The 20119-nt window shown below is 48.6% G+C and carries 18 protein-coding genes; 14 read left to right on the top strand and 4 right to left on the bottom strand.

The window, feature by feature from the left end:
* Positions 1–9: 9 nt before the first annotated feature.
* On the bottom strand, positions 10–2040 hold the full coding sequence (locus MTO69_RS06740; protein WP_248334125.1) for a methyl-accepting chemotaxis protein: 2031 nt from the start codon (positions 2038–2040) through the stop codon (positions 10–12).
* Between the two features lie 84 nt (positions 2041–2124).
* Here MTO69_RS06740 and MTO69_RS06735 point away from each other — a divergent pair, with 84 nt between their 5' ends.
* Positions 2125–2637 (top strand): NlpC/P60 family protein, encoded by a 513-nt coding sequence (locus MTO69_RS06735; RefSeq protein ID WP_432715648.1) that lies wholly within the window; start codon positions 2125–2127, stop codon positions 2635–2637.
* A 10-nt stretch (positions 2638–2647) separates the two neighbouring features.
* Here the strand turns inward: MTO69_RS06735 and MTO69_RS06730 are convergent, their stop codons facing one another.
* Positions 2648–2992: a DUF3802 family protein gene (locus MTO69_RS06730; RefSeq protein WP_248334431.1), complete on the bottom strand. Its 345-nt coding sequence runs from the start codon at positions 2990–2992 to the stop codon at positions 2648–2650.
* 349 nt (positions 2993–3341) lie between these two features.
* On the opposite strand from MTO69_RS06730, the gene MTO69_RS06725 reads away from it, so the two are divergent.
* Positions 3342–4208, top strand: a complete 867-nt coding sequence (locus MTO69_RS06725) for a fructosamine kinase family protein (RefSeq protein ID WP_248334108.1) — start codon at positions 3342–3344, stop codon at positions 4206–4208.
* 240 nt (positions 4209–4448) lie between these two features.
* Entirely contained in the window at positions 4449–4652 is a 204-nt protein-coding gene (locus tag MTO69_RS06720) for a CPXCG motif-containing cysteine-rich protein (protein WP_248334100.1), read from the top strand.
* Between the two features lie 18 nt (positions 4653–4670).
* On the opposite strand, the gene MTO69_RS06715 is transcribed toward MTO69_RS06720, so the two are convergent.
* Entirely contained in the window at positions 4671–5282 is a 612-nt protein-coding gene (locus MTO69_RS06715) for a riboflavin synthase subunit alpha (RefSeq protein ID WP_248334087.1), read from the bottom strand.
* Between the two features lie 144 nt (positions 5283–5426).
* Here MTO69_RS06715 and MTO69_RS06710 point away from each other — a divergent pair, with 144 nt between their 5' ends.
* On the top strand, positions 5427–6797 hold the full coding sequence (locus MTO69_RS06710) for an MATE family efflux transporter (RefSeq protein ID WP_248334083.1): 1371 nt from the start codon (positions 5427–5429) through the stop codon (positions 6795–6797).
* Positions 6798–6833: 36 nt separating this feature from the next.
* Here MTO69_RS06710 and MTO69_RS06705 read toward each other — a convergent pair whose 3' ends face one another.
* The gene (locus MTO69_RS06705; RefSeq protein WP_248334075.1) at positions 6834–7697 is read right to left on the bottom strand and encodes a DNA ligase; all 864 of its coding nucleotides are present in this window, start codon (positions 7695–7697) and stop codon (positions 6834–6836) included.
* Positions 7698–7990: 293 nt separating this feature from the next.
* Here MTO69_RS06705 and MTO69_RS06700 point away from each other — a divergent pair, with 293 nt between their 5' ends.
* From MTO69_RS06700 to MTO69_RS06655, 10 genes are all read left to right on the top strand, one after another.
* Complete coding sequence (locus tag MTO69_RS06700) at positions 7991–8311, top strand: STAS domain-containing protein (RefSeq protein WP_248334062.1); 321 nt, start codon at positions 7991–7993, stop codon at positions 8309–8311.
* 28 nt (positions 8312–8339) lie between these two features.
* Entirely contained in the window at positions 8340–9179 is an 840-nt protein-coding gene (locus tag MTO69_RS06695) for an OmpA family protein (protein WP_248334032.1), read from the top strand.
* Positions 9166–11253, top strand: a complete 2088-nt coding sequence (locus MTO69_RS06690; RefSeq protein WP_248334012.1) for an SLBB domain-containing protein — start codon at positions 9166–9168, stop codon at positions 11251–11253. The genes MTO69_RS06695 and MTO69_RS06690 overlap by 14 nt, the downstream gene beginning before the upstream one ends.
* Positions 11253–11957 (top strand): chromosome partitioning protein ParA, encoded by a 705-nt coding sequence (locus tag MTO69_RS06685; protein ID WP_248333998.1) that lies wholly within the window; start codon positions 11253–11255, stop codon positions 11955–11957. Before MTO69_RS06690 ends, MTO69_RS06685 begins: the two co-directional genes overlap by 1 nt.
* 8 nt (positions 11958–11965) lie before the next feature.
* Positions 11966–12769, top strand: coding sequence for a phosphate/phosphite/phosphonate ABC transporter substrate-binding protein (locus tag MTO69_RS06680; RefSeq protein ID WP_248333995.1), 804 nt, complete (start codon positions 11966–11968; stop codon positions 12767–12769).
* 9 nt (positions 12770–12778) lie between these two features.
* On the top strand, positions 12779–15085 hold the full coding sequence (locus MTO69_RS06675) for a HAMP domain-containing hybrid sensor histidine kinase/response regulator (RefSeq protein WP_248333987.1): 2307 nt from the start codon (positions 12779–12781) through the stop codon (positions 15083–15085).
* A 25-nt stretch (positions 15086–15110) separates the two neighbouring features.
* Complete coding sequence (locus MTO69_RS06670) at positions 15111–16577, top strand: sigma-54-dependent transcriptional regulator (RefSeq protein ID WP_248333984.1); 1467 nt, start codon at positions 15111–15113, stop codon at positions 16575–16577.
* The gene (locus tag MTO69_RS06665; protein ID WP_248333971.1) at positions 16558–17607 is read left to right on the top strand and encodes a glycosyltransferase family 4 protein; all 1050 of its coding nucleotides are present in this window, start codon (positions 16558–16560) and stop codon (positions 17605–17607) included. The genes MTO69_RS06670 and MTO69_RS06665 overlap by 20 nt, the downstream gene beginning before the upstream one ends.
* Positions 17608–17741: 134 nt before the next feature.
* Positions 17742–18944, top strand: coding sequence for a glycosyltransferase (locus tag MTO69_RS06660; protein ID WP_248333962.1), 1203 nt, complete (start codon positions 17742–17744; stop codon positions 18942–18944).
* The gene (locus MTO69_RS06655) at positions 18937–20112 is read left to right on the top strand and encodes a glycosyltransferase (protein WP_248333953.1); all 1176 of its coding nucleotides are present in this window, start codon (positions 18937–18939) and stop codon (positions 20110–20112) included. The genes MTO69_RS06660 and MTO69_RS06655 overlap by 8 nt, the downstream gene beginning before the upstream one ends.
* The last annotated feature ends 7 nt before the right edge of the window (positions 20113–20119 follow it).

The following is a 20119-nucleotide window of genomic DNA, read 5'->3' as shown; positions in this document are numbered from 1 at the left end:
CGTGAGAGCTTACAGTGCGTACTTGTGTAACATGGCTTGTTGATCGCCTGCAATAGTGGCGACTTGGTGTGAGTTTTCAACCATCGACTCAAGTTGTCGCTTGGTTTGCTGGCCTTGATCAGACACGCGGGTAATCGACTCACTGACATGAGCGGTGGCACTTTGCTGTTGCTCTGTGGCCACGGATACTTGTTCAACGCGAGTACGGATGTGTGTGACGGCGGTTTCAATATCGGCAAAGGTCGATTTCACCATGTCGCTCGATTCAAGCGCATTGCTCATTTCTTGTCTCGACTCAGCCACCGCGACTCGGCTTCGCTCAGCGGCCGCAACCAGCTGATTCATTCGGTCGCGAATGCTGCTGGTTTGGCTCGACGTGTCACTGGCCAACTTGCGTACTTCATCGGCAACCACCGCAAACCCGCGTCCCTGCTCTCCGGCGCGCGCAGCCTCAATCGCGGCATTGAGCGCTAGCAGGTTGGTGTTCTCGGCAATACCCGAAATCAAATCCACCATTTCTCGGATTTGTTTGACTCGCTTATCCAGCTCAACCATCGAGGTTTCGTTTGCATCCAAAGTTTGCTCTAGCCTTTGCAAGCGCATACGATTTTCTTCAATCGCCTCTACTCCGCTGCTCGAGTGCTCCGTCGCCAGTTTGGACTCTTGATACGACTCTTGAGTGATGTTGGCTATTTCGCTGATCGATGCTTCCAATTGATTGATGGTCGCTACCATGCTGGTCAAGGATTCATTTTGCTGACTCAAACTCTGATTGGAACGTTCTGCAGCATCGTGGCTGACTTCTGCGGTTTGATACAAGGTTTCGCAATTTCTGGTGACGGTCGCAATCGATTCGTGCGTCGATACAATCACTTGGTTGAGTTTACTCGCGATCTCTTTCATCTCGAGCGGACCACGCATCTGCACCGAGAAAGTAAAGTCGTGCTGGGTCAATCTATCTAAACTGCTGAGAATATTTTTCAGGCCGTGATGGATCCACCGACGTAACGTCAACCAAGAAATCACCACCAGTGAAACAATCACTATCCCACTCACCATCAGTGTTGATGTGACAGAGCCCATGGTGGCTTCGACCACTTGCTGGCTTTGATCAATCAGTAATTGTGCTTGCGATGAAATCTGATTGAGCTGAGCAATGGTTTGGTTAGCGATATCAACAACGTGGTCGATTTCCGCAGATTGCTGGTTGACTAGCTCAAGCTTAGCCAGGATTTGATCAACCATGCCCCCTGACTCGAACCCCACTTCGACCATCTGATACGCAGAGGTTAAGCTGGTAAAGTCTTCGACATCAGGGTGCCACTCTTTGAAGTCATCATAGGCTAAACTAACCCCAGCAAGACGATTTTTCATCTCGCGGTACTCTTGCTGAGCTTTGTCTAAATCTCCGAGCATCATCAGCTCGATAAATGCACTCTCCAACGAGCTCACATTGGCAATAAAACGGTTCGCTGCATCCGCTGATTCCGGATTATCGCCACTAAGAAAAGAGCTAATTCGACTCATCTCCGGTCCAACAGAGCCGAGCCCGTAGCGAAATCCATCCAGCTCTTGATTGATTTTCGCTTGACGAGATAGCAAGTTTCGTTGAGTGGCGATCACTTCTGTGCTGAGGACATTTAGTGTCTCAATCAACTGTGTCATCGATTGTGTCTGCTCACTGCTAATCCCTTGCTGATAGTCACTCGCAATGCTAAGTACTTGTTGTGAATACTGATTAGTTTCGGATATCAGAGCCTCTATCCGCACGGATAGTTCTTCTAGGGCTGGTCCTTCGCGTGTTTGAGTGGCGTAACTCAGTTGCTTAACTTGGTCAAGGATCGATTGGGTGAGCTTGGCATTGGTCATCGCCAGTGGCAGAGCTCGCTGTGATAAGTCGGAAAATTGTTGACCTATGCGGTCTAGCCCTTTAATACTGGTGGCTGAGAGGAGAATGACCAGTATAGTGAAAGTCACAAACACGGTACTGATGGTTTGAATCAATGAGAGTTTAAATTTGCCTTTGTTCAGCGTATCCATGCGGGGATCGGTTCCTACTGCTTGGTGTTGATTGCTGGCATCATATGGCGAATTTGTTACGGTTAGATTTCATGGAAAGGATTTATGAACCCGAGACTATCTTGTGCGAGTTACTTCAAAGTGGCTATGCTAACCGCTCTGTTAGTGGGCTGTAGCTCGCAGCCCAATCGCGAGCTCAGTCAAACCGCGTCGACACCACTTTCTGTTGAACAGCAGCAACTCAAGCACTCGTTGATGAAGGTTTACGCCCAATGGGAAGGGGCCCCCTACCGACTTGGCGGCACGTCCTTGAATGGCGTCGACTGCTCGGCATTTGTTCAAGCCACCTACCAGCAAGCATTAGGCTATCAGTTACCGCGCACCACCAAAGATCAAGTTAAGGTTGGAAAAGAGATTAGCTATCAGCAAGCAAACGTCGGTGATTTGGTGTTCTTCAAGACGTCACCAAAAGTGCGACACGTTGGCGTGTATCTCGGGAACAAGCAATTTATGCACGCTTCGACGTCAAAAGGAGTGATTATTTCTAGGCTAGACAACCCTTACTGGGCTTCTAAGTATTGGCATGTAAGGCGAGTGAGTCCCTCGCCTGAAATCTGAGATTAGGCTATCAATCGTATTTAGCGACCGCAGAATCGAATAAATTTTTCACCAGCGCGATGTATTCGTCTAAAAAGCGAATTTGCTCGTTAGTCGCAGGTTTACCCCATACACCGGCCAACACTTCTCCCAAATCTTCTACGACAGAATCGGCCTCTTTGAGTAACTGAAAACGCACGCTAGAGTGAAGCTCAGGATTTTGCTCAAAAATTGCCATGATATTGCTCGCAACCATATCAGTCACGACATCTTCAACGCTTTCAGTACCAATATCTCCCTCATCTGAGGCGAAGACATCCAAGTTGAAAGCTAAGTGCTCAATAAGAGCTAGATAACCATCGGTTTCAACAACCACAGTTTTTCTCCATTTCATTCGTGCCGTCGAGTTACAACTTTAATACTAAGACATATCAAGGAGTTTACACAACCTAACTCGGTACAGTTGCTGATAAAATCGACGTTTTCGACTAATGCTCACCTACAAAACCTAACACAAGTTAGCGGGAAAAGTTTGAAAGCTTCTCAAAATTATCAAGTTGACTGGCGCATCCGCCAACTAAGATGCGATCCAGCGACCTAAGTCACAGTTTAAAAGTGTAACCTAGCATTTCAGTTAAACGATTGAATTTTTTGCACTATGAATCATTATCTCTGTCAACGATCATCTACACTGACAGTAACCTAACCGGATGATGGAATGAATTATGTGGCAAGCCATTACAAAGCAGCTTTCTGACACTCTGTTGTTCTCTTTCCAAATTAACGAAAAAGAAAAAGTCGACGGTGGGGACATCAGCGAATGCTATATGATCTCCGACGGTCAACAGCGCTACTTTGTTAAAGTGAACAACCGCGCGTTTATCAATAAGTTTGAGATTGAGGCTGAAAACATCCGCATATTGCGTGAGAGTAATACCGTGTTTGTGCCCGAGCTAATCTTAACTGGCACATCGAAAGACCATTCATTTATCATTCTCAACTACTTGCCTACCAAGCCACTGGATGACAACAAAAACAGCTATGCGTTTGGCCAGCAACTTGCTCGACTGCATATGTGGGGAGAGCAAAAAGAGTATGGCTTTGATCAAGACAATTACATCGGCGCTACCCTTCAGCCTAATAAATGGGACAAAAAATGGTCACGGTTTTTCGCTGAACAACGTATTGGCTGGCAACTGCAACTGATGCGTGAAAAAGGCGTTCATCTGGTGGATATCGATGAGTTCACCCAAGTTGTTCACGACCGCCTAGCAACTCACCAACCCAAACCCTCACTGCTGCATGGCGATTTGTGGCATGGCAACGTTGCTAACTCGGTGGTTGGCCCAATCTGCTACGACCCAGCATGTTATTGGGGAGATAGAGAGTGTGACATTGCAATGACGGAACTGTTTGAAGGTTTTCAGCCAGAGTTTTATCAAGGGTATGAAAGCATCATGCCGTTGGAGTTCTCATACAGTGAACGCAAAGACATCTACAACCTTTATCACTTACTCAATCACTACAACCAATTTGGTGGTCACTACTTGGAGCAAGCAGACAAAATGATCAAACGGATCCTGTCCTACTAATTGGAATATTATTGTTGCGTAACAATGATTTACATTATCTTACATAGTGAGTGTCAACTTAATTAAACCAGAATGGTGATGTTCGCCAACACCTCGGATTAATTTCCTTACTTAAATCATGTTTTATACTTAATTCATGCCTAACAGTAACTTCTACATTTAGTATTACAGATGAAGCGTGCTTCAGTGAAAGGCTGCTGACCTTCCCTACTGTTTGTTGAAGATGTAAAGGACAGAATTATGAAAAACTACACCGAAAAGATGGTTGCTTGTCCGCACTGCGGTCACACGATTGGTATTACGCTCGATGCATCAAATGGCAGTCAAAATTTTTATGACGACTGCCCTGCTTGCTGCAATGCGATTCACTTGAGCATGAACGTTGACGAGCAACGAGACACGATTGAACTTTTTGTAGACGCAGACGACGAGCAAATTTTCTAGTCTGCGCCCGCAGTATAACTATTGAGCGCGCTGAGCTAACACGCGCTCAACGGTATCGACTATGGCTTGAGTTTGAGGGTCGACCTCAACATTTATCTTATCGCCCGGAACGCGCTGACCAAACAAGGTTCTGTTCAACGTCTCTGGGATCAAATGGACACAAAACTGATTGTCGCGTACTTCGCCGATTGTTAGTGAGCAACCGTCTAAACCAATGTAGCCTTTGGCCAACACGTACTTCATCACATCCGGCGGTAATTCGAACCAAACCGTGCGGTTGTTTGGCGAGTCCACTACCTCGGTGACCTCTGCCACTACAGCAATGTGTCCTGACATAGAGTGGCCGCCAATTTCATCACCAAACTTCGCGGCCCTTTCGATGTTGACACTGTCCCCAACCGACAACTGCCCTAAGTTAGTCAAAGCCAGTGTGGCCTGCATCAAGTCAAAGTCTACTCGCTCTCCGTCAATGCGGGTGACGGTCAAACAGCATCCGTTGTGCGCTACCGATGCGCCAATGGCAAGCCCTTCCCTCTGCTCTGGATCGAACTTAAGTGTATGCGTTTGAAATTTCTCTTTTTTCTCAATGGCGACAACTTGTGCCATGCCTTGAACAATACCGGTAAACATTCGCTGCTTCCTGTCAGTTTTTCATGGTGTTTAGTGTGACATTTCTTTATTATGCGACACAATGTTTTTCTCAGCTGGCCTAACTGTTCGCGTTTGGTTTGCTGATGATATCTATCGTCTAGTCGTCATATCGGAGTCACCCACTTGCAACATTATAAGAACGAAGCAGCCCAATTGATCAAACTTGCTACTCCAGTATTGATCGCATCGGTGGCGCAGACCGGGATGGGGTTTGTTGATACCGTCATGGCGGGCGGGGTCAGTGCAACTGATATGGCCGCGGTGTCGATTGCTTCAAGTATTTGGTTACCAACCATTTTATTCGGTATTGGCTTGCTAATGGCACTGGTTCCTGTTGTTGCTCAACTTAATGGCGCAGGGCGACAGCACAAAGTGCCGTTCGAAATTCAACAGGGCATCGCTATGGCACTGCTGCTCTCAGTGCCCACCTGTTTGGTGTTGATGCAAACAGAAAATATCCTCAATATCATGGATGTTGAAGCGGTGATGGCACAAAAAACCATTGGCTATATGGATGCGGTGATGTTTGCAGTACCCGCATTTTTGTTGTTCCAAGCGCTACGCAGTTTGACCGATGGCATGTCACTAACGAAACCAGCGATGATCATCGGTTTTATCGGATTATTGCTCAATATTCCACTGAACTGGATGTTCGTTTACGGCAAGTTTGGTGCGCCAGCCCTTGGTGGTGTTGGCTGTGGGGTCGCGACGGCGATTGTTTATTGGATAATGTTTGCTTTGTTGCTGTTCTACGTCATCACCTCGCAACGCCTTGCAAAAGTGAACCTATTTGAGCGGTGGCACAAGCCGGATGTGAAAGCACAGATCAAGCTGTTTAGACTTGGTTTCCCTGTCGCAGCAGCCCTGTTCTTTGAAGTCACCTTGTTCGCTGTGGTCGCGCTATTGGTTGCCCCGCTCGGCCCATTGGTGGTTGCAGCGCATCAGGTCGCGATTAACTTCTCTTCATTGGTGTTTATGCTTCCGATGAGTATTGGGGCAGCGACCAGTATTCGAGTCGGTCACAAGCTGGGGGAATCGAGCGTGCATGGCGCGACGGTCGCTTCAAGGGTTGGCTTGCTGGTCGCCATCATCTTGTCGTTGTTTACCGCCCTATTGACTTTGCTGTTTCGGGAGCAAGTATCGCTGCTTTACACCGACAATCGAGCGGTAATTGAGCTGGCGATGCAACTTTTGGTTTTGGCCGCTGTTTATCAAGTTACTGATGCGATTCAAGTGGTTGCTGCGGGCGCGCTTCGCGGCTACAAAGATATGGCCGCAATCTTTAATCGTACCTTTATCGCCTATTGGATTTTGGGTCTACCCATGGGATACATACTGGCAATGACAGATTGGATTGTTGAGCCTATGGGCGCCCATGGCTTTTGGTTCGGCTTTATTATCGGTTTGTCTTCGGCGGCGATGCTGCTTGGCCTACGTTTAAAATGGCTGCATAAACAGAGCGACGAGCAACAACTTTTGCTCGCAACCAAATAGCGTTAAGGCCAGCTTTGCTGGCCTTTTTAATGTCGGTTACTCGGTGTTGAGTTGCCTTTGTCGAATATAACGTGCAAATCGAGGAATACCGCTATTGGTCAGCCCGTTATATCGAAACTGAATCCGCGTACCCAATGGCGGCGGCGACTGCCGTAGCGCATCCGATAAACCACTGCCGATATAAAACTCCAGACCGCTGGGTAACTTCACTAACAATGAACCCACTTGTCCCTTGTATTTCCCGCTGCCCGTTTTATAGCCAATCACCGTCGCCTCCGCATCTTGATACTGTTTTAGCTTTAATAAACTGTCACTACGGCCAGCAGAATACTCTCGCCCGATTTCGCGAAGCATTAACCCCTCGCCCCCTTGTTCTGTAACCCTAGCTAATTGCTGCAATAAGTCCGACTCTGATTCGATCGCGCTCTGCGTCAAGTAGTCCACATGTAGATGGGATGTGCGCTCTACATAAGCCTTTATCTTGGCATAGCGCTCAAGGTAACTTCCTGCTCCACCTGGCAAGTCAAACACCATTAAGCGTATCTTTCGCCAGGCTGAGTCACTGGGCTGCTGATCAAGCACTGTGGTTTGAACCAAGGTGAACTCGCCTCGCCCGGCCCAAAGCTCTCCCTCTAGCGGGAAATCAGGCAAGGGTGCGACAAACCAGTCTGGCGCGATAATCTCTTTTCCACCTCGAGTAGTCAGCTTGTGCCCGTCCCATATTGCTCTTATCCCGTCTAACTTTTCACTGACCCAGTAACGAGTCAGATCAATATCGGAGGTATAGCTTTTAGCCAGCGTCAGTTGCGAAAACTTTGGTTGATGGTCGACGCTTTGCTCCATCGCTTGCGCCGTGAGTGTCAGCATCGCTACGGCAAGATAGGAAAGGCGAATCTGCATAGTCTTTGTCCTGTTATTCAATCTACAGCTATTGATCCACACTCACTCCTAGCGCGCGAACTCATAGGGCGATTAAAACGACGCTAACCTGAAAAAATAACTAGCAGCAAACATAGATATTACAACCAATTGTGTCCTGGTTCCTCGAACAAAGCGGGCTTCTCATTATGAGAAATCGCTTTTCTCAATATGAGAAACTCCCAAGCTACCAAATTAAAGTATTGATTTAATTAAATATTATATTTGGCATGCTCTCTGCTACCTAGTAGACAAACCTAACAGGAGAAGCCGTCATGGAACTACGTAAAATTCAAGCAAGCGACAACAACATCACTCTTTTCATCAATGGCAATCTAGACGCCGATGGCAGTCGATTTGCTCAACCCCATATCGATGATGTCATCGCTCAAGAGTCGGCCAGAGACATCGAAATCGACTTTAGCCAAGTGCAATTTCTCGATTCTTCTGGTGTGGGTGCTATCGTTTATTTGTATAAGCGACTGGTTGAACGTCAGCGCACTATGCGCATCGAGAATGTGTCTGGGCAACCGCTAGAAATCATCAACCTACTGCGTATCAACCAAGCGATACCAGTCAATTCGCAAACTCACTAAAACAACAATAATGATAAAGGACGTTGGCATGAAATGGACTCTAAAACAATTTCTACCGATAGCGCTGGTCGCATCCATTGTTGGGTGCACCAGTCATGCTGAGCCAGGTCGAGGTGGATTGGCCGAAGACTATATCCAGTCAAGTTTTACTCCTATCATGCCTGACGAACCCCTTGGCCCCGAGCACGGACTACGCTTCGATTGGCAACTGGCCAAGCTTCATCTCGATGCGCTGATCCGCGAAGGCGCGAGATGGTGTTTCCCAGCCGCTGTGGTTCAAGCGATAGAAAAGCAAAACCGAATCGCTCGGGAACTTGAAGGTGGTTTACTGCTCGATGCCGCCAACGACCTTGTCATCCAGCGCAAGCGTTTGAATGAGCTCGAGTTACAACTTGATTACGTGACCTCTCAAGCCAAATGTGCCCCGCCAATGGACGAAAATGCGTTTCAGCAGCGCCTGGCCGTTATCGACCAGCTTTACAGCCTATTGAATGTCGACAACCAATTTGCGTTTAACTCAACCGAAGTCAATCCCAAGTATATGGGTCAATTAGCCCGAGCGGCGAATATCCTAGCAGATAACCCAAACTTAAACCTCGCGGTAACCGGACATGCAGACTCGGTCGGCACCGCACCCTACAACACCGACTTAGCCATGGGCCGCGCCAAGCAGGTCAAACGCTACCTGACCATTTTTGGCCTCGCGCCCAATCGTATCGAGACGTTGTCAGTCGGAGACTCTGTTCCGCTGTATGAAGGTGACTCTGAAGGTACCCGCTTAACCAATCGCCGCGTCAGCATTGAAGTGCTCGATACCAGTGAAGGCCAAGAGCCTCAAATAAAAGGAGGCTATTATGAAATGGATTAACTTTTTCGTTGCGCTATTACTGGCATCATCTTTGGCAGTCGCCAGTGAAGAACGGGTTCAGATTGGTGATTTAGTCCAAGTGAATTTGCTCGGCGAATCAAGCTTGAACAAAGGCTTTCAGGTCGACAAACGCGGCAGAATCACCCTACCCGAAATTGGCGCCCTGTATGTCGCAGGCTATAGCGAGCAGCAACTCGAAACGGCGGTCAAAGAGTCATTAGCCAATGTGTACCGCGACCTATCCTCTGCGTCCGTCTACATTGCCGAGCAACAGATTCTCGTGTCGGTGCAAGGCTATGTGAGCGCGCCTGGAGAGTATACGCTTGCGAAAAGCGCCGATATTCAAATGGCGATTCACGCTGCGGGCGGTCTGCGCTCCGGTGCCCAGCTCAACAACTTGTTTATTAAACGTGGCAAAGAGAAAATTACGTTCAACTACAAGGCATTCCTTGATACCGGTGATGAAAGCCTGCTACCTAGCCTACGTTCGCTCGACACCATCTTCGTTCCCGCCTCGCCTTTAGTGGGCAACATAGAACAAGAGTTCGATGCCAGTAAATTAGCCGATGCCGGTGACAGTGGTGATGGCCGAACCGCAATTAAAGTATTTGGAGAGGTGAACGCGCCAGGTTCATTTAGCTATAAGCCAAACAGCGATCTGGTGGATGTGATCATGCGCGCCGGTGGTGTGACACGTTACGCGTCAGTGGAGCAGATTCGCATCATCTCTAATAATCAGCCAGAGCTTTTCAACCTAAAAACCTACTTAGACAGCGGCGATGTCTCTTTGCTGCCAACATTGACCCCAGGCACAACAATATTTGTGCCCAAGCAAGAAGACGAAATCAAAGCAGGCGCGAATGTGGTTTACATCATGGGCGAAGTGGCTCGACCCGGTGCCTATGAAGGTAAGAAAAATGCCTCATTCATGGACATTCTCGCCAATTCAGGCGGCCCAACCCGGTACGCAGAGTCGCGTCAAATTCGCATCATCAAAGCCAGCGGCCAAATCGTTAAGTTTGACCTAACCGCGTTTACCGAAGGGTTAACACGCCAAGGCCCGCCCGCAATCGCCGCCGGTGACGCCATTTTCGTTCCTGAAAAGACCGATATGAATGAGAAATCTTGGTTAAAGATCTCACCTGACCGTGCGGTCAGCATTATTGGCGAAGTGGTGCGTCCGGGGCGTGTGGAATGGTCAGATGAAATGGATCTGATGGATCTTTTGGCACATGTGGGCGGCCCGACGTTAAGAGCCGACACCACTAAAATAGAAGTGGTCACCGCTGGTAACCAAGTCCACAGTTTTAACCTAGATACCTTCATCCTCTCTGGCGCGCCGAGCTCAGAGCTTCCCCCTGTCACTGCAGGCTCGATTATCCGTGTGCATGATTTGCCACAAGACCCGTCTGACAATAAATCGCAATGGGTGCGCCAAAGCTCAGACGCGTCAATCTATGTCTTTGGTCAAGTGAATGCGCCCGGTCGATATCGTTTTACCGAAGACATGCACTTCTTGGACATTTTGTCCGCTGCCGATGGGCCGACTAAAGACGCCGACATTCATAATATTCGCATTACCCACCGAGACAAGGCGTACGCAAAAGTCAGCAAGCTCAACCTATCGCTCTATTTTGAAACCGGCGATGAGAGCCTACTGCCTAAAGTGACCATGGGTGACACCATTTATATTCCTGAGAAAGACAAGATTTGGCTTGATCGCTCCAAAGAGTCGACTGTTAGAGTACTCGGCGCCGTGAATAGCCCTGGCCGCTACGTGTTCGATGACAACATGACTGTACTTGACCTACTGGCTGAAGCAGGAGGCCCGTCAGAGCGCGCCTATCTCGAGAAGATCTCCATCGTCAACATGTCATGTTGCCAAGGACAAGCGCGCACATTTGATTTGGTCTCGTTCAGTAAAACCGCCAACATCTATCAACTGCCGGTGCTAAGAGCGGGCGACACCATCTATGTGCCCGATCGCAATGACAGTTTCTTAGAAAAAGCGCGCACCAGTTTGGAAGACATCTTGCGCCTAACCACCACCATCGTATTGATAGGAGCGCTATAATGACGATTCCAGCGACTCACACTGAGATTGAGCAGATCTATCTCGCGGCAGAGATGAATCAATGTCGATCCCTATGTATCACCGCCTGTCATTCAGGTGACGGTGTCACGTCAATTGTTTCTGCCCTTGCCGAGCGCTACCTGTTGGCTGGTCACAAAACCTTAGTGGTTGATCTCAACACCTTTCACCCGGCGTTTGAGTCGATTGATATCACCCCATATGAAAGCTCGAATCAACAACAGGTCGGCCACCTGATTGAGCATACCGTTACTCACCAACTGTTTACTGGACTCACCGTACCCAACAAACAGTCTGCGCTGCTTGCCTACAAAGACCCGAGTCAACTAAGCCAAATCGTGACCAGTTGGCTGACACAGTTTGACCGAGTTATTTGCGATACCTCACCGATATTGCAAGTTAATCGCAGCAATATTCCCGCTCAGGTCGTAGCCAGTGCCTGTGACCAGACCGCTCTGGTCGTTATGGGAGGAAAAACGTCTTGTGGACAGCTTGAAAAAGCGATGCAAATGCTAACCAGTGAGCGGATATCATTACTCGGCTCTGTACTCAACTTACAGCAGCAAGCGACGCTGGCAGAAGAAATGGTACGAGAACTCAACCGCTTACGTTTTATTCCCAAGTCATGGCGGGCATCTTGGGCTCAGAAGATTCTCACTAATGAGTTTCTCGCTCAGTCCGCATAGGAGGGTTTATGAAGGCTATTGTTATCGGTTGTCTCTTTCTGGTATTCCTACCTAACGCGATAGCGCAATCTCTGGTGTTTGGTGTCGTGCCCCAACAATCGGCCAGTCGACTTGCGCAGCAATGGAGTCCCATTATGGCGCACTTGAGCGCAGTCTCCGGGCTTGAAATCGAGTTCCAAACCGCCGCCGACATTCCCACGTTTGAACAGCGATTGGCCAATGGGGAGTACGACATTGCTTACATGAACCCTTATCACTATACCGTGTTCAGTCGCTCACTAGGGTATCGAGCCATGGCTAAAGCACGAGACAAGCAGATCAAAGGCATCCTAGTAACTCAGCGTAGCAATCCGGTAGCGTCTATCCTAGCGCTGAATAATCAGACTCTTGCCTTTCCCTCTCCTGCCGCCTTTGCTGCAACTATTTTAAATCAGAGCGATTTGACCAAAGCCGGTGTCAGCTTTGAATCTGAGTATGTTTCTTCGCACGATTCAGTCTACCTCTCTGTAGCGAAAGGTTTCTATCCAGCGGGCGGCGGTGTCATGCGTACCTTCAATGCGCTGCCTGAGGTGGTTAAATCTCAACTCACCGTACTGCATACAACTGAAGGTTTTACGCCGCACGCCATCGCCTACCACCCTCGCCTCAGTCAACAGCAGGTAGAGCTGCTGGCTAAGGCTTTAAGCGAACTCGAAAGCAGCGTGCAAGGTCAATCGCTCCTTGAGCAGCTAAAAATCAAAGGCTTTCAATCCGCACAGGATCAAGACTGGGATGACGTTCGCCAGCTAGACATTCGCATACTCACCCCGTAGGAGGACGCCATGACGCTTCGCACGAAAACCATACTCGGCATTGCACTGATTGAAATCGGTGTTTTGATTGTGCTGGTTTTCAGCGCGATGAGTTTTATGTCTGAATCGAATGAAAAACAGCTGCTGCAACGGGTTCAATCCAGCGCTGTTATGTTCAACCATGCGGCCAAAGATGCCGTTCTTTCTACCGATCTCGCCACACTTGAAGATCTGGTTAATGAATTTATAACCCTCGAAGATGTGGCCTATGTAAGAGTGGTTCGCAATGGAAAAGAGATGGCCGCCGCTGGTGAACCTGTTTTATTGAACAAAACGTTCGTCTCAGACGCTAGTTTGGGTTCGGTGAACGATGGCATATTTGATCTGACCACCAACATCACTAGCAATGGGAAAAACTTTGCCCGGATCGATATGGGGTTTGAAACCTCGCAAATTAAAACTATGTTGGCCGAAGCGCAAAAAGCCATTATCGTCATCGCCACAATCGAGGTAGTGTTAGTGGCATTGGTGTCTTTCGTTCTTGGTACCTACTTAACCCGAAGCCTAACTCGTCTCACCAGCGCGGTCAAAACCCTCGGCGAGCAAGGGCCGGGGTTTCAAATGAAACAGCACAGTAAAGATGAGCTTGGACAAGTCTCGAAAGCGTTTGACGAGATGTCGGCCAAGTTGGAAAAAGACTACCACCAGTTGATGCAAGCGCGCCAAGGAGCCGAGCAAGCCAACGACTCGAAAAGTCGCTTTCTCGCATCGATGTCACACGAAATTCGTACCCCAATGAATGGCGTGTTGGGCATTCTCAATATTCTGGAAGAGACCGAGCTCAGCGCCGAGCAGCGAAAGCTGGTCTCAACCGCCACCGAATCCGGCCACTTTTTGTTGTCGGTCATCAACGACATCCTCGACTTTACGCGAATGGAATCCAACACGCTCATTCTTGAAGACAAGCCGTTCGACTTTCGCCACTGCGTGGAAAGTGTCGTTGACTCTTTCTCTCCCGCAGCAGTGAGCCAAAACCTCATCCTTCATTGCTACTTCGAAGGCAATGTACCGAGCAAAGTGCGTGGTGACCAAAATCGCGTTAAGCAAATTCTGCTCAATTTACTCGGCAATGCCTTTAAGTTCACCCAAGAGGGTAGCGTCACTATCAAAATCACCAGCGAGCCGTTAAGCCAAGACAAGGTGCGGCTTCAGTTTGATATCCAAGACACAGGGATCGGTATCGATAGAAACGCGCTAGAGTACCTGTTTGACGAATTTACTATGGTTGACCAAACCTACTCGCGCAGTAAAGAAGGCTCTGGCTTAGGATTAGCCATTTGTCGCCGACTGTGCCACTTAATGGATGGTGATATCACTGTGGTTAGCGAGCCTGATGTCGGTAGCACCTTCTCTTTTCATATTTGTTTGCCCTTATGCGACGACTTAAAAACCACCCCTGCCGCGGCAGATGCACGGCATTTGTTGTGTGCAGATGCACGAATTTTGGTCGCCGAAGACAATCGCGCCAATCAGTTGGTGATTCAGGAGATGTTCAAACGCTTGGGGTTGGAAATCGACATTGCCCAAAACGGACTCGAAGTACTGGAAATGGTGCAGAGCTATCAATATGACCTGATTTTTATGGACATCTCTATGCCCAAAATGGACGGTATGAAAGCAACCGAAGCGATTCGCGCCCTTGAAGACCCAAACACCGCCAACCTACCCATTATCGCCCTCACTGCTCACTCGCTGGCTGGAGATAGAGAAAAGTTTCTCGCCTCTGGAATGAATGATTATTTGTCCAAACCTTTGAGACTGTCACAACTAGTTGAAAAAATTAATCTATTCTTAAATGAACAGTGCTCGACAACGGATCCAGACTTCGACCAAATGGGAACATCAAATAAGCAATTTGTCTCTTATAATGAAAATCAGGGACAAGCTCAGCAACCGACAGAAGGAGTGGGCATGGATTTAGTCGATGAGACCATACTTCAGCAGATGATAGAAGATACCAGCGCAGAGATCATGCCGATGCTGATCGACCACTATTTACAAGAATCGCAGCAACGGCTTGAGAAAATAGCCGACGCCATCGACGCACAAGACAAAGAGACTTTGGAGTTCGAGGCGCACACCTTAGGCAGCTCTTCGTTGGCGCTTGGTAATCGTTCATTATCGCTACTCGCCCGTAAAATAGAGCACCTGTGCTTAGAGGGCAAAGAAACGCAAGCGTATCAGTTAAAACAAGAGCTAGAGCAGACCGCGTCCCGCTCACTTGAAGCACTAGAATTACGCAAGCAACAAGGATTTAGCGAGCCATCACAACTATAAAAAGCGCAGACAGAGGACGTTTGTCATGAAAGCAAAAGTATTATTGATTGAAGATTCAACTTCATTGGCCATTTTGTACAAGCAGTACGTTAAAGACGAGCCTTATGACTTGTTTCACGTCGAAACCGGTCGAGAGGCGATCGCGTTTATTGAACGTAATATTCCCCAACTGGTGATCCTTGATTTAAAACTTCCCGACATGGACGGCGAACAGATCCTAGACTGGATCAACGAAAACCAAGTCCCGACCTCAGTGGTCATTGCCACCGCTCATGGCTCAGTGGATCTCGCCGTCAACCTAGTGCAAAAAGGCGCTAAAGACTTCCTCGAAAAGCCTATCAATGCGGATCGGCTAAAAACCTCCATCGCACTGCATCTGCAACAAGTGAAACTAGAGAGCTTAGTTGAAAACATCGAATCAAAATTCGACCGTAATCGCTTCCACGGTTTTATCGGCTCGAGTTTACCTATGCAAGGGGTATACAAAATTATCGATGCTGTCGCCCCAACCTCAGCGAGCGTATTTATCGTTGGAGAGAGTGGTACAGGTAAAGAGGTCTGCGCAGAGGCGATTCATCGCGAAAGCAAACGCGGCGACAAACCGTTTATCGCGATTAACTGCGGTGCGATCCCCAAAGATCTGATGGAGAGCGAGATTTTTGGCCACGTAAAAGGCGCATTTACTGGCGCCACGACCGACCGCAAGGGCGCCGCTTCAATGGCCAGCGGTGGCACACTTTTTCTTGATGAGCTGTGTGAAATGGAACTCGAAATGCAGAAGAAGCTGCTGCGTTTCTTACAAACTGGCACCTTTACCCCGCTTGGTGCCAACAAAGAGCTCAAAGTGGATGTGCGGATAATCTGCGCCACCAACCGCGATCCATTAGTTGAAGTTGAAGCGGGCCGCTTTCGTGAAGATCTCTATTATCGCGTTCATGTGGTGCCAATTGAAATGCCGCCGTTACGTGAGCGCGGCAATGACATTCTTACCCTAGCGACGCATTTCTTAAAAGTGTACGCCAAAGAGGATGGCAAACGCTTCGCTGCAGTTCATCGTGACGCCGAGTCGACGCTGAAACGGTATAACTGGCCCGGAAACGTTCGACAGCTACAAAATATCATTCGAAATATTGTTGTGCTTAACGACGATACGCATTTGCGTTTGGAACATCTGCCGCAGCAAGTCACCCACAGTAAAAAAGCCAAACCAGCCGTTCCCCCCAGCAGCGCAGCAGCGCCCAGCGCTACGATCCCGACGCCAATATCTGACACAGAAAACCCGGCCACAGTTGGCTCTGCCTCAGATAGCAATCAACAAGGTAACGTCACTATAAGACCAATGTGGCAAATTGAACGTGAAGCGATTCAGCAAGCTATCGATTACTGCGATGGCAATGTACTCAACGCTGCGGTATTGCTCGAGCTCAGCCCTTCAACTGTGTATCGCAAAAAACAAGCCTGGGAAGCGGAAGATGAGCAGCAACTCGTCTGACTCAGTTTGGCTACTGATAGACAGCCTGACTTTTGGCGGAATCGAAAGCCATCTGCTTGAGCTGGCGGTGGGGCTAAAATCGCTGCATATAGACGTGACAGTGTTACTTTTACGCCGCTACCCCACACCAAGCTTGTTAGAGGATAAGCTTCAGCAAGCGCACATAAAGGTAGAGTATCTCGATACTGAGCGACACTATCTCAAGCAGTTGGTCAGCAAAGTAAACCGCAGCAAACCGGCGTTGCTGCATTGTCATGGCTACAAAGCCAGTTTAGTCGGTAAACTGGTACGGCTACTCACCGGCGTACGGCAAATCAGCACGTATCATGCGGGTGAAACGCCTAAAGGTAAGGTTTGGCTGTATGATTTCATTGATCGTTACAGTGCGTGGATTTCGTGCTGTTCAATTGTCGTGAGTCATCAAATAGCCGCCAAGATCCCGAGTAGAACCAAACTGTTCAATAATTTTGTTGATATCCCCGAGCAAACACAGGCACAAGGGACTCAAATTGCTTTTGTTGGCCGGCTCAGTCATGAGAAAGCCCCCGATCGATTGCTACAACTTGCGCAGCTTAACCCGTCGTTAAGCTTTGATGTCTATGGCTCTGGCCCTATGCAGGAGACACTCTCAAAACAAAAGATTCACAACGTACGCTTTCATGGTCATCAGACTGATATGGCATCAGTTTGGCCAAAAGTGGGCGTGTTGATCATCTGTTCGCGCTACGAAGGTTTGCCCCTTACCGCGCTCGAAGCAATGGCTAGAGGCATACCGGTGATTAGCTTAGCTGTCGGTAATCTCGCTCATTTGATTCAGCATCAGGTTAACGGCTTCATTGGCGATACGCTTGATCAGATTCACCACGATTTAAACCACTATCTTACCCTTTCACCGGCCGAGCAGCTCACGCTGCAACGAAACGCCAGAGCCACCATTCTCACCCATTACTCCCCCCAATCGGTGTTGCCTAAACTGCTCGATTCCTACTTTCCCAACCGTTCTCAATGTGATTGTCAAATTGAGAAATAGTCGCTGACACTTTTACTCGCCACATAAAACCTCAATATAAACAGATAGTTAAACTCAACCTCAAGTTGGCACCCTGCTTGCGTTACCTCTAGCATATCCAAACCATTACCCGCCATCGGCTAGAGAGGCACAGCATGACCAAACGCATTCTTTTCGTTCATTATGGAGATAACTGGATCCGAGGCAGTGAAAAATGCTTGCTGGATTTAATTCAGTACGTTTCCCGTCATCAGTATCAACCTGTGGTTTGGACTAACAACCGCGAGTTGGCTTCGGTACTGGCAGAGATGGGTGTTGCTCACAAACTCGATGATTTTCCCATCCTGCTTGGCTGGAAGGCGCCAAAACTTAACGTATCAGCCTGGTACGATTTGGTCGCAACTGGCCGCGCCTTGATAGAGCAAAATCAGATTGATTTGGTACACATTAATAGTGGTGCACCTTGTCAGTGGATGATTGCAGCGGCCAAGCTCAGCGGAGTACCCGCGGTGACCCAACTGCACTGCCCGTACCCTGCTCGTGACCGACTTACTCTGGGTATGCATCTATCACCTCATGTTATCGCCGTCAGCCATCACGTTGCCAAACCTATGCTAGAAGATGGTTTTCCTGCCAGTAAGATGTCGGTCATCCACAACGGCATTGACACTGACGCTTTAGAAGCACAACCTCGCATCGACGTGAAAGCGCAACTCGGCATCCCAGAGCAGGACTTCGTTTTTGCTACTGTAGGTTCGCTCATTCACCGCAAAGGGGTGGACCGCATTCTCACTGCGATGAGACACATCGCGTTTGAATACCGCAATGTTAGTCTGGTGGTGATTGGTGATGGACCGCTTCGCCAAACGCTAGAGCGCCAAGCTGAATACCTGCATCTTACAGACCGGATTTACTTTGCGGGTGAGCAGCGCCAAGTCATCAGTTGGCTTAAAGGGTGTGATGGCTTTATCAGCGCCGCACGCAGTGAAGCGTTTGGGCTGGTTATTGCCGAAGCAGCATTAGCCAAAGTGCCTATTATTGCTCCGTTTGAAGGCGGGATCCCTGAGTTCATTCAACACGGTGAAACAGGCATCCTCTACCCGAACAAAGGGGTTAATCCTCTGGCTAAAGCGATGCGTATATTAGTTAACAATCGAGCTCTGTGTGAAAAGTATGCCACCAACGCTTATCGCCACATTAAAGCTCAACATGACCTCTCTATTAGCTGCGAACGCATTGAAGCCGTTTACCAAAGCCTACTCGCCAGTCCATCAAAACCTCGTTCGATCGTGAGTACTTTTTCACCTATCAAAACCTATCTTTCTCGTCGTATGACTATGGGGGCGGAACATGGCTAAACCACCCATCACAGTGATCTTCGACCCTATTCCATTCAAAGGTGGCTCAAAAGTGGCCACCAGTGATGCGCTTAACTGCACCGACGCAAGTAACCATCAATACTTGGTGCTCACTGTCGACAAATCGTTCTGGCAACAAACTGCGTTTTACCAACAGCACAATGTCACTTGCCAGTATGTCAGGCCTGTGCGATGGCTCATCCATCGTCATCATGGTGTCGGCTACTGGTTAAACCAATGCTATTTCGCCCTGTGCCTTTTGAGGGTGCTGCTGTTTAACAATGTGGTGAGATGTATTGGTGCCTCTGGCCCAGGAATAGATATGCCGCTCTATCTAGTCGGTAAACTATTGGGGACAGAGGTGGTGCAGTTCGTTCATGGCAACGTTGGTTTATCACGCTCTATAGGTTACTGTTTAACCCAAGCCGCTCATGTGTTTTATCTTGACTCAGCGCGCTCGAGTCTTCGTTGTGCGCTTGAGTGCTACTTAGGCTCGGTGACTTCGCTTGATGACACCGAAGCTCTGGCAGAGAGCTACCTAGCGGCGCCTCACTATCAAAGCTTTGTAAACGGCATTCCTGCATCTCGCTGGCCAACCCGATGCCAATCTTTACTGCCTATCTGCTTTTGGGCCGCTTCCTTGTTGAAATGGAAAGGGTTAGATCTGCTTCTCGACGCGGCCAAGCTTTGTCATCATCACCAGCCAATGCCTTTCACCGTTTGCTATATCCGTCCGCAACAAACCTGCCTACCGATCAGTCATGCGCCGGTCGACTATCCTCACATCCAATGGTGTGAGGACCCGAATAACCTGGATCAATTACGCAGTGAAGCCAGCATTTTTGTTTCAACCAGTCACAGCGAGCCTTTCGGCCTTTCTATTTTAGAAGCACTAGCGGCTGGCATGTGCGTCATCGTGCCGCAAGACGGGTCGTATTGGGATAAGAGACTTACCCACAATCAAGACTGCATTAAGTATCAACCCAACGATGCAGATAGCTTGGCTAACGCCCTACTCTATGCCTGCAATGACAGCGAGATCATGCAGCGCTGTCAATCGAATGCGATTTTGGTCGCTAACCAATATCGTGCTGAAGCGTGCTATGCACCTATCGTCAACGTGCTAAACGCCAATAAAACGCTGATTGCACACAGTGTGCAATCGTAACGGGAGG

Source organism: Vibrio sinaloensis, assembly GCF_023195835.1.
Taxonomy (GTDB): domain Bacteria; phylum Pseudomonadota; class Gammaproteobacteria; order Enterobacterales; family Vibrionaceae; genus Vibrio; species Vibrio sinaloensis_C.
Note: the sequence above shows the minus strand (reverse complement) of the source record. Positions and strands in the feature narration are given on the sequence as shown.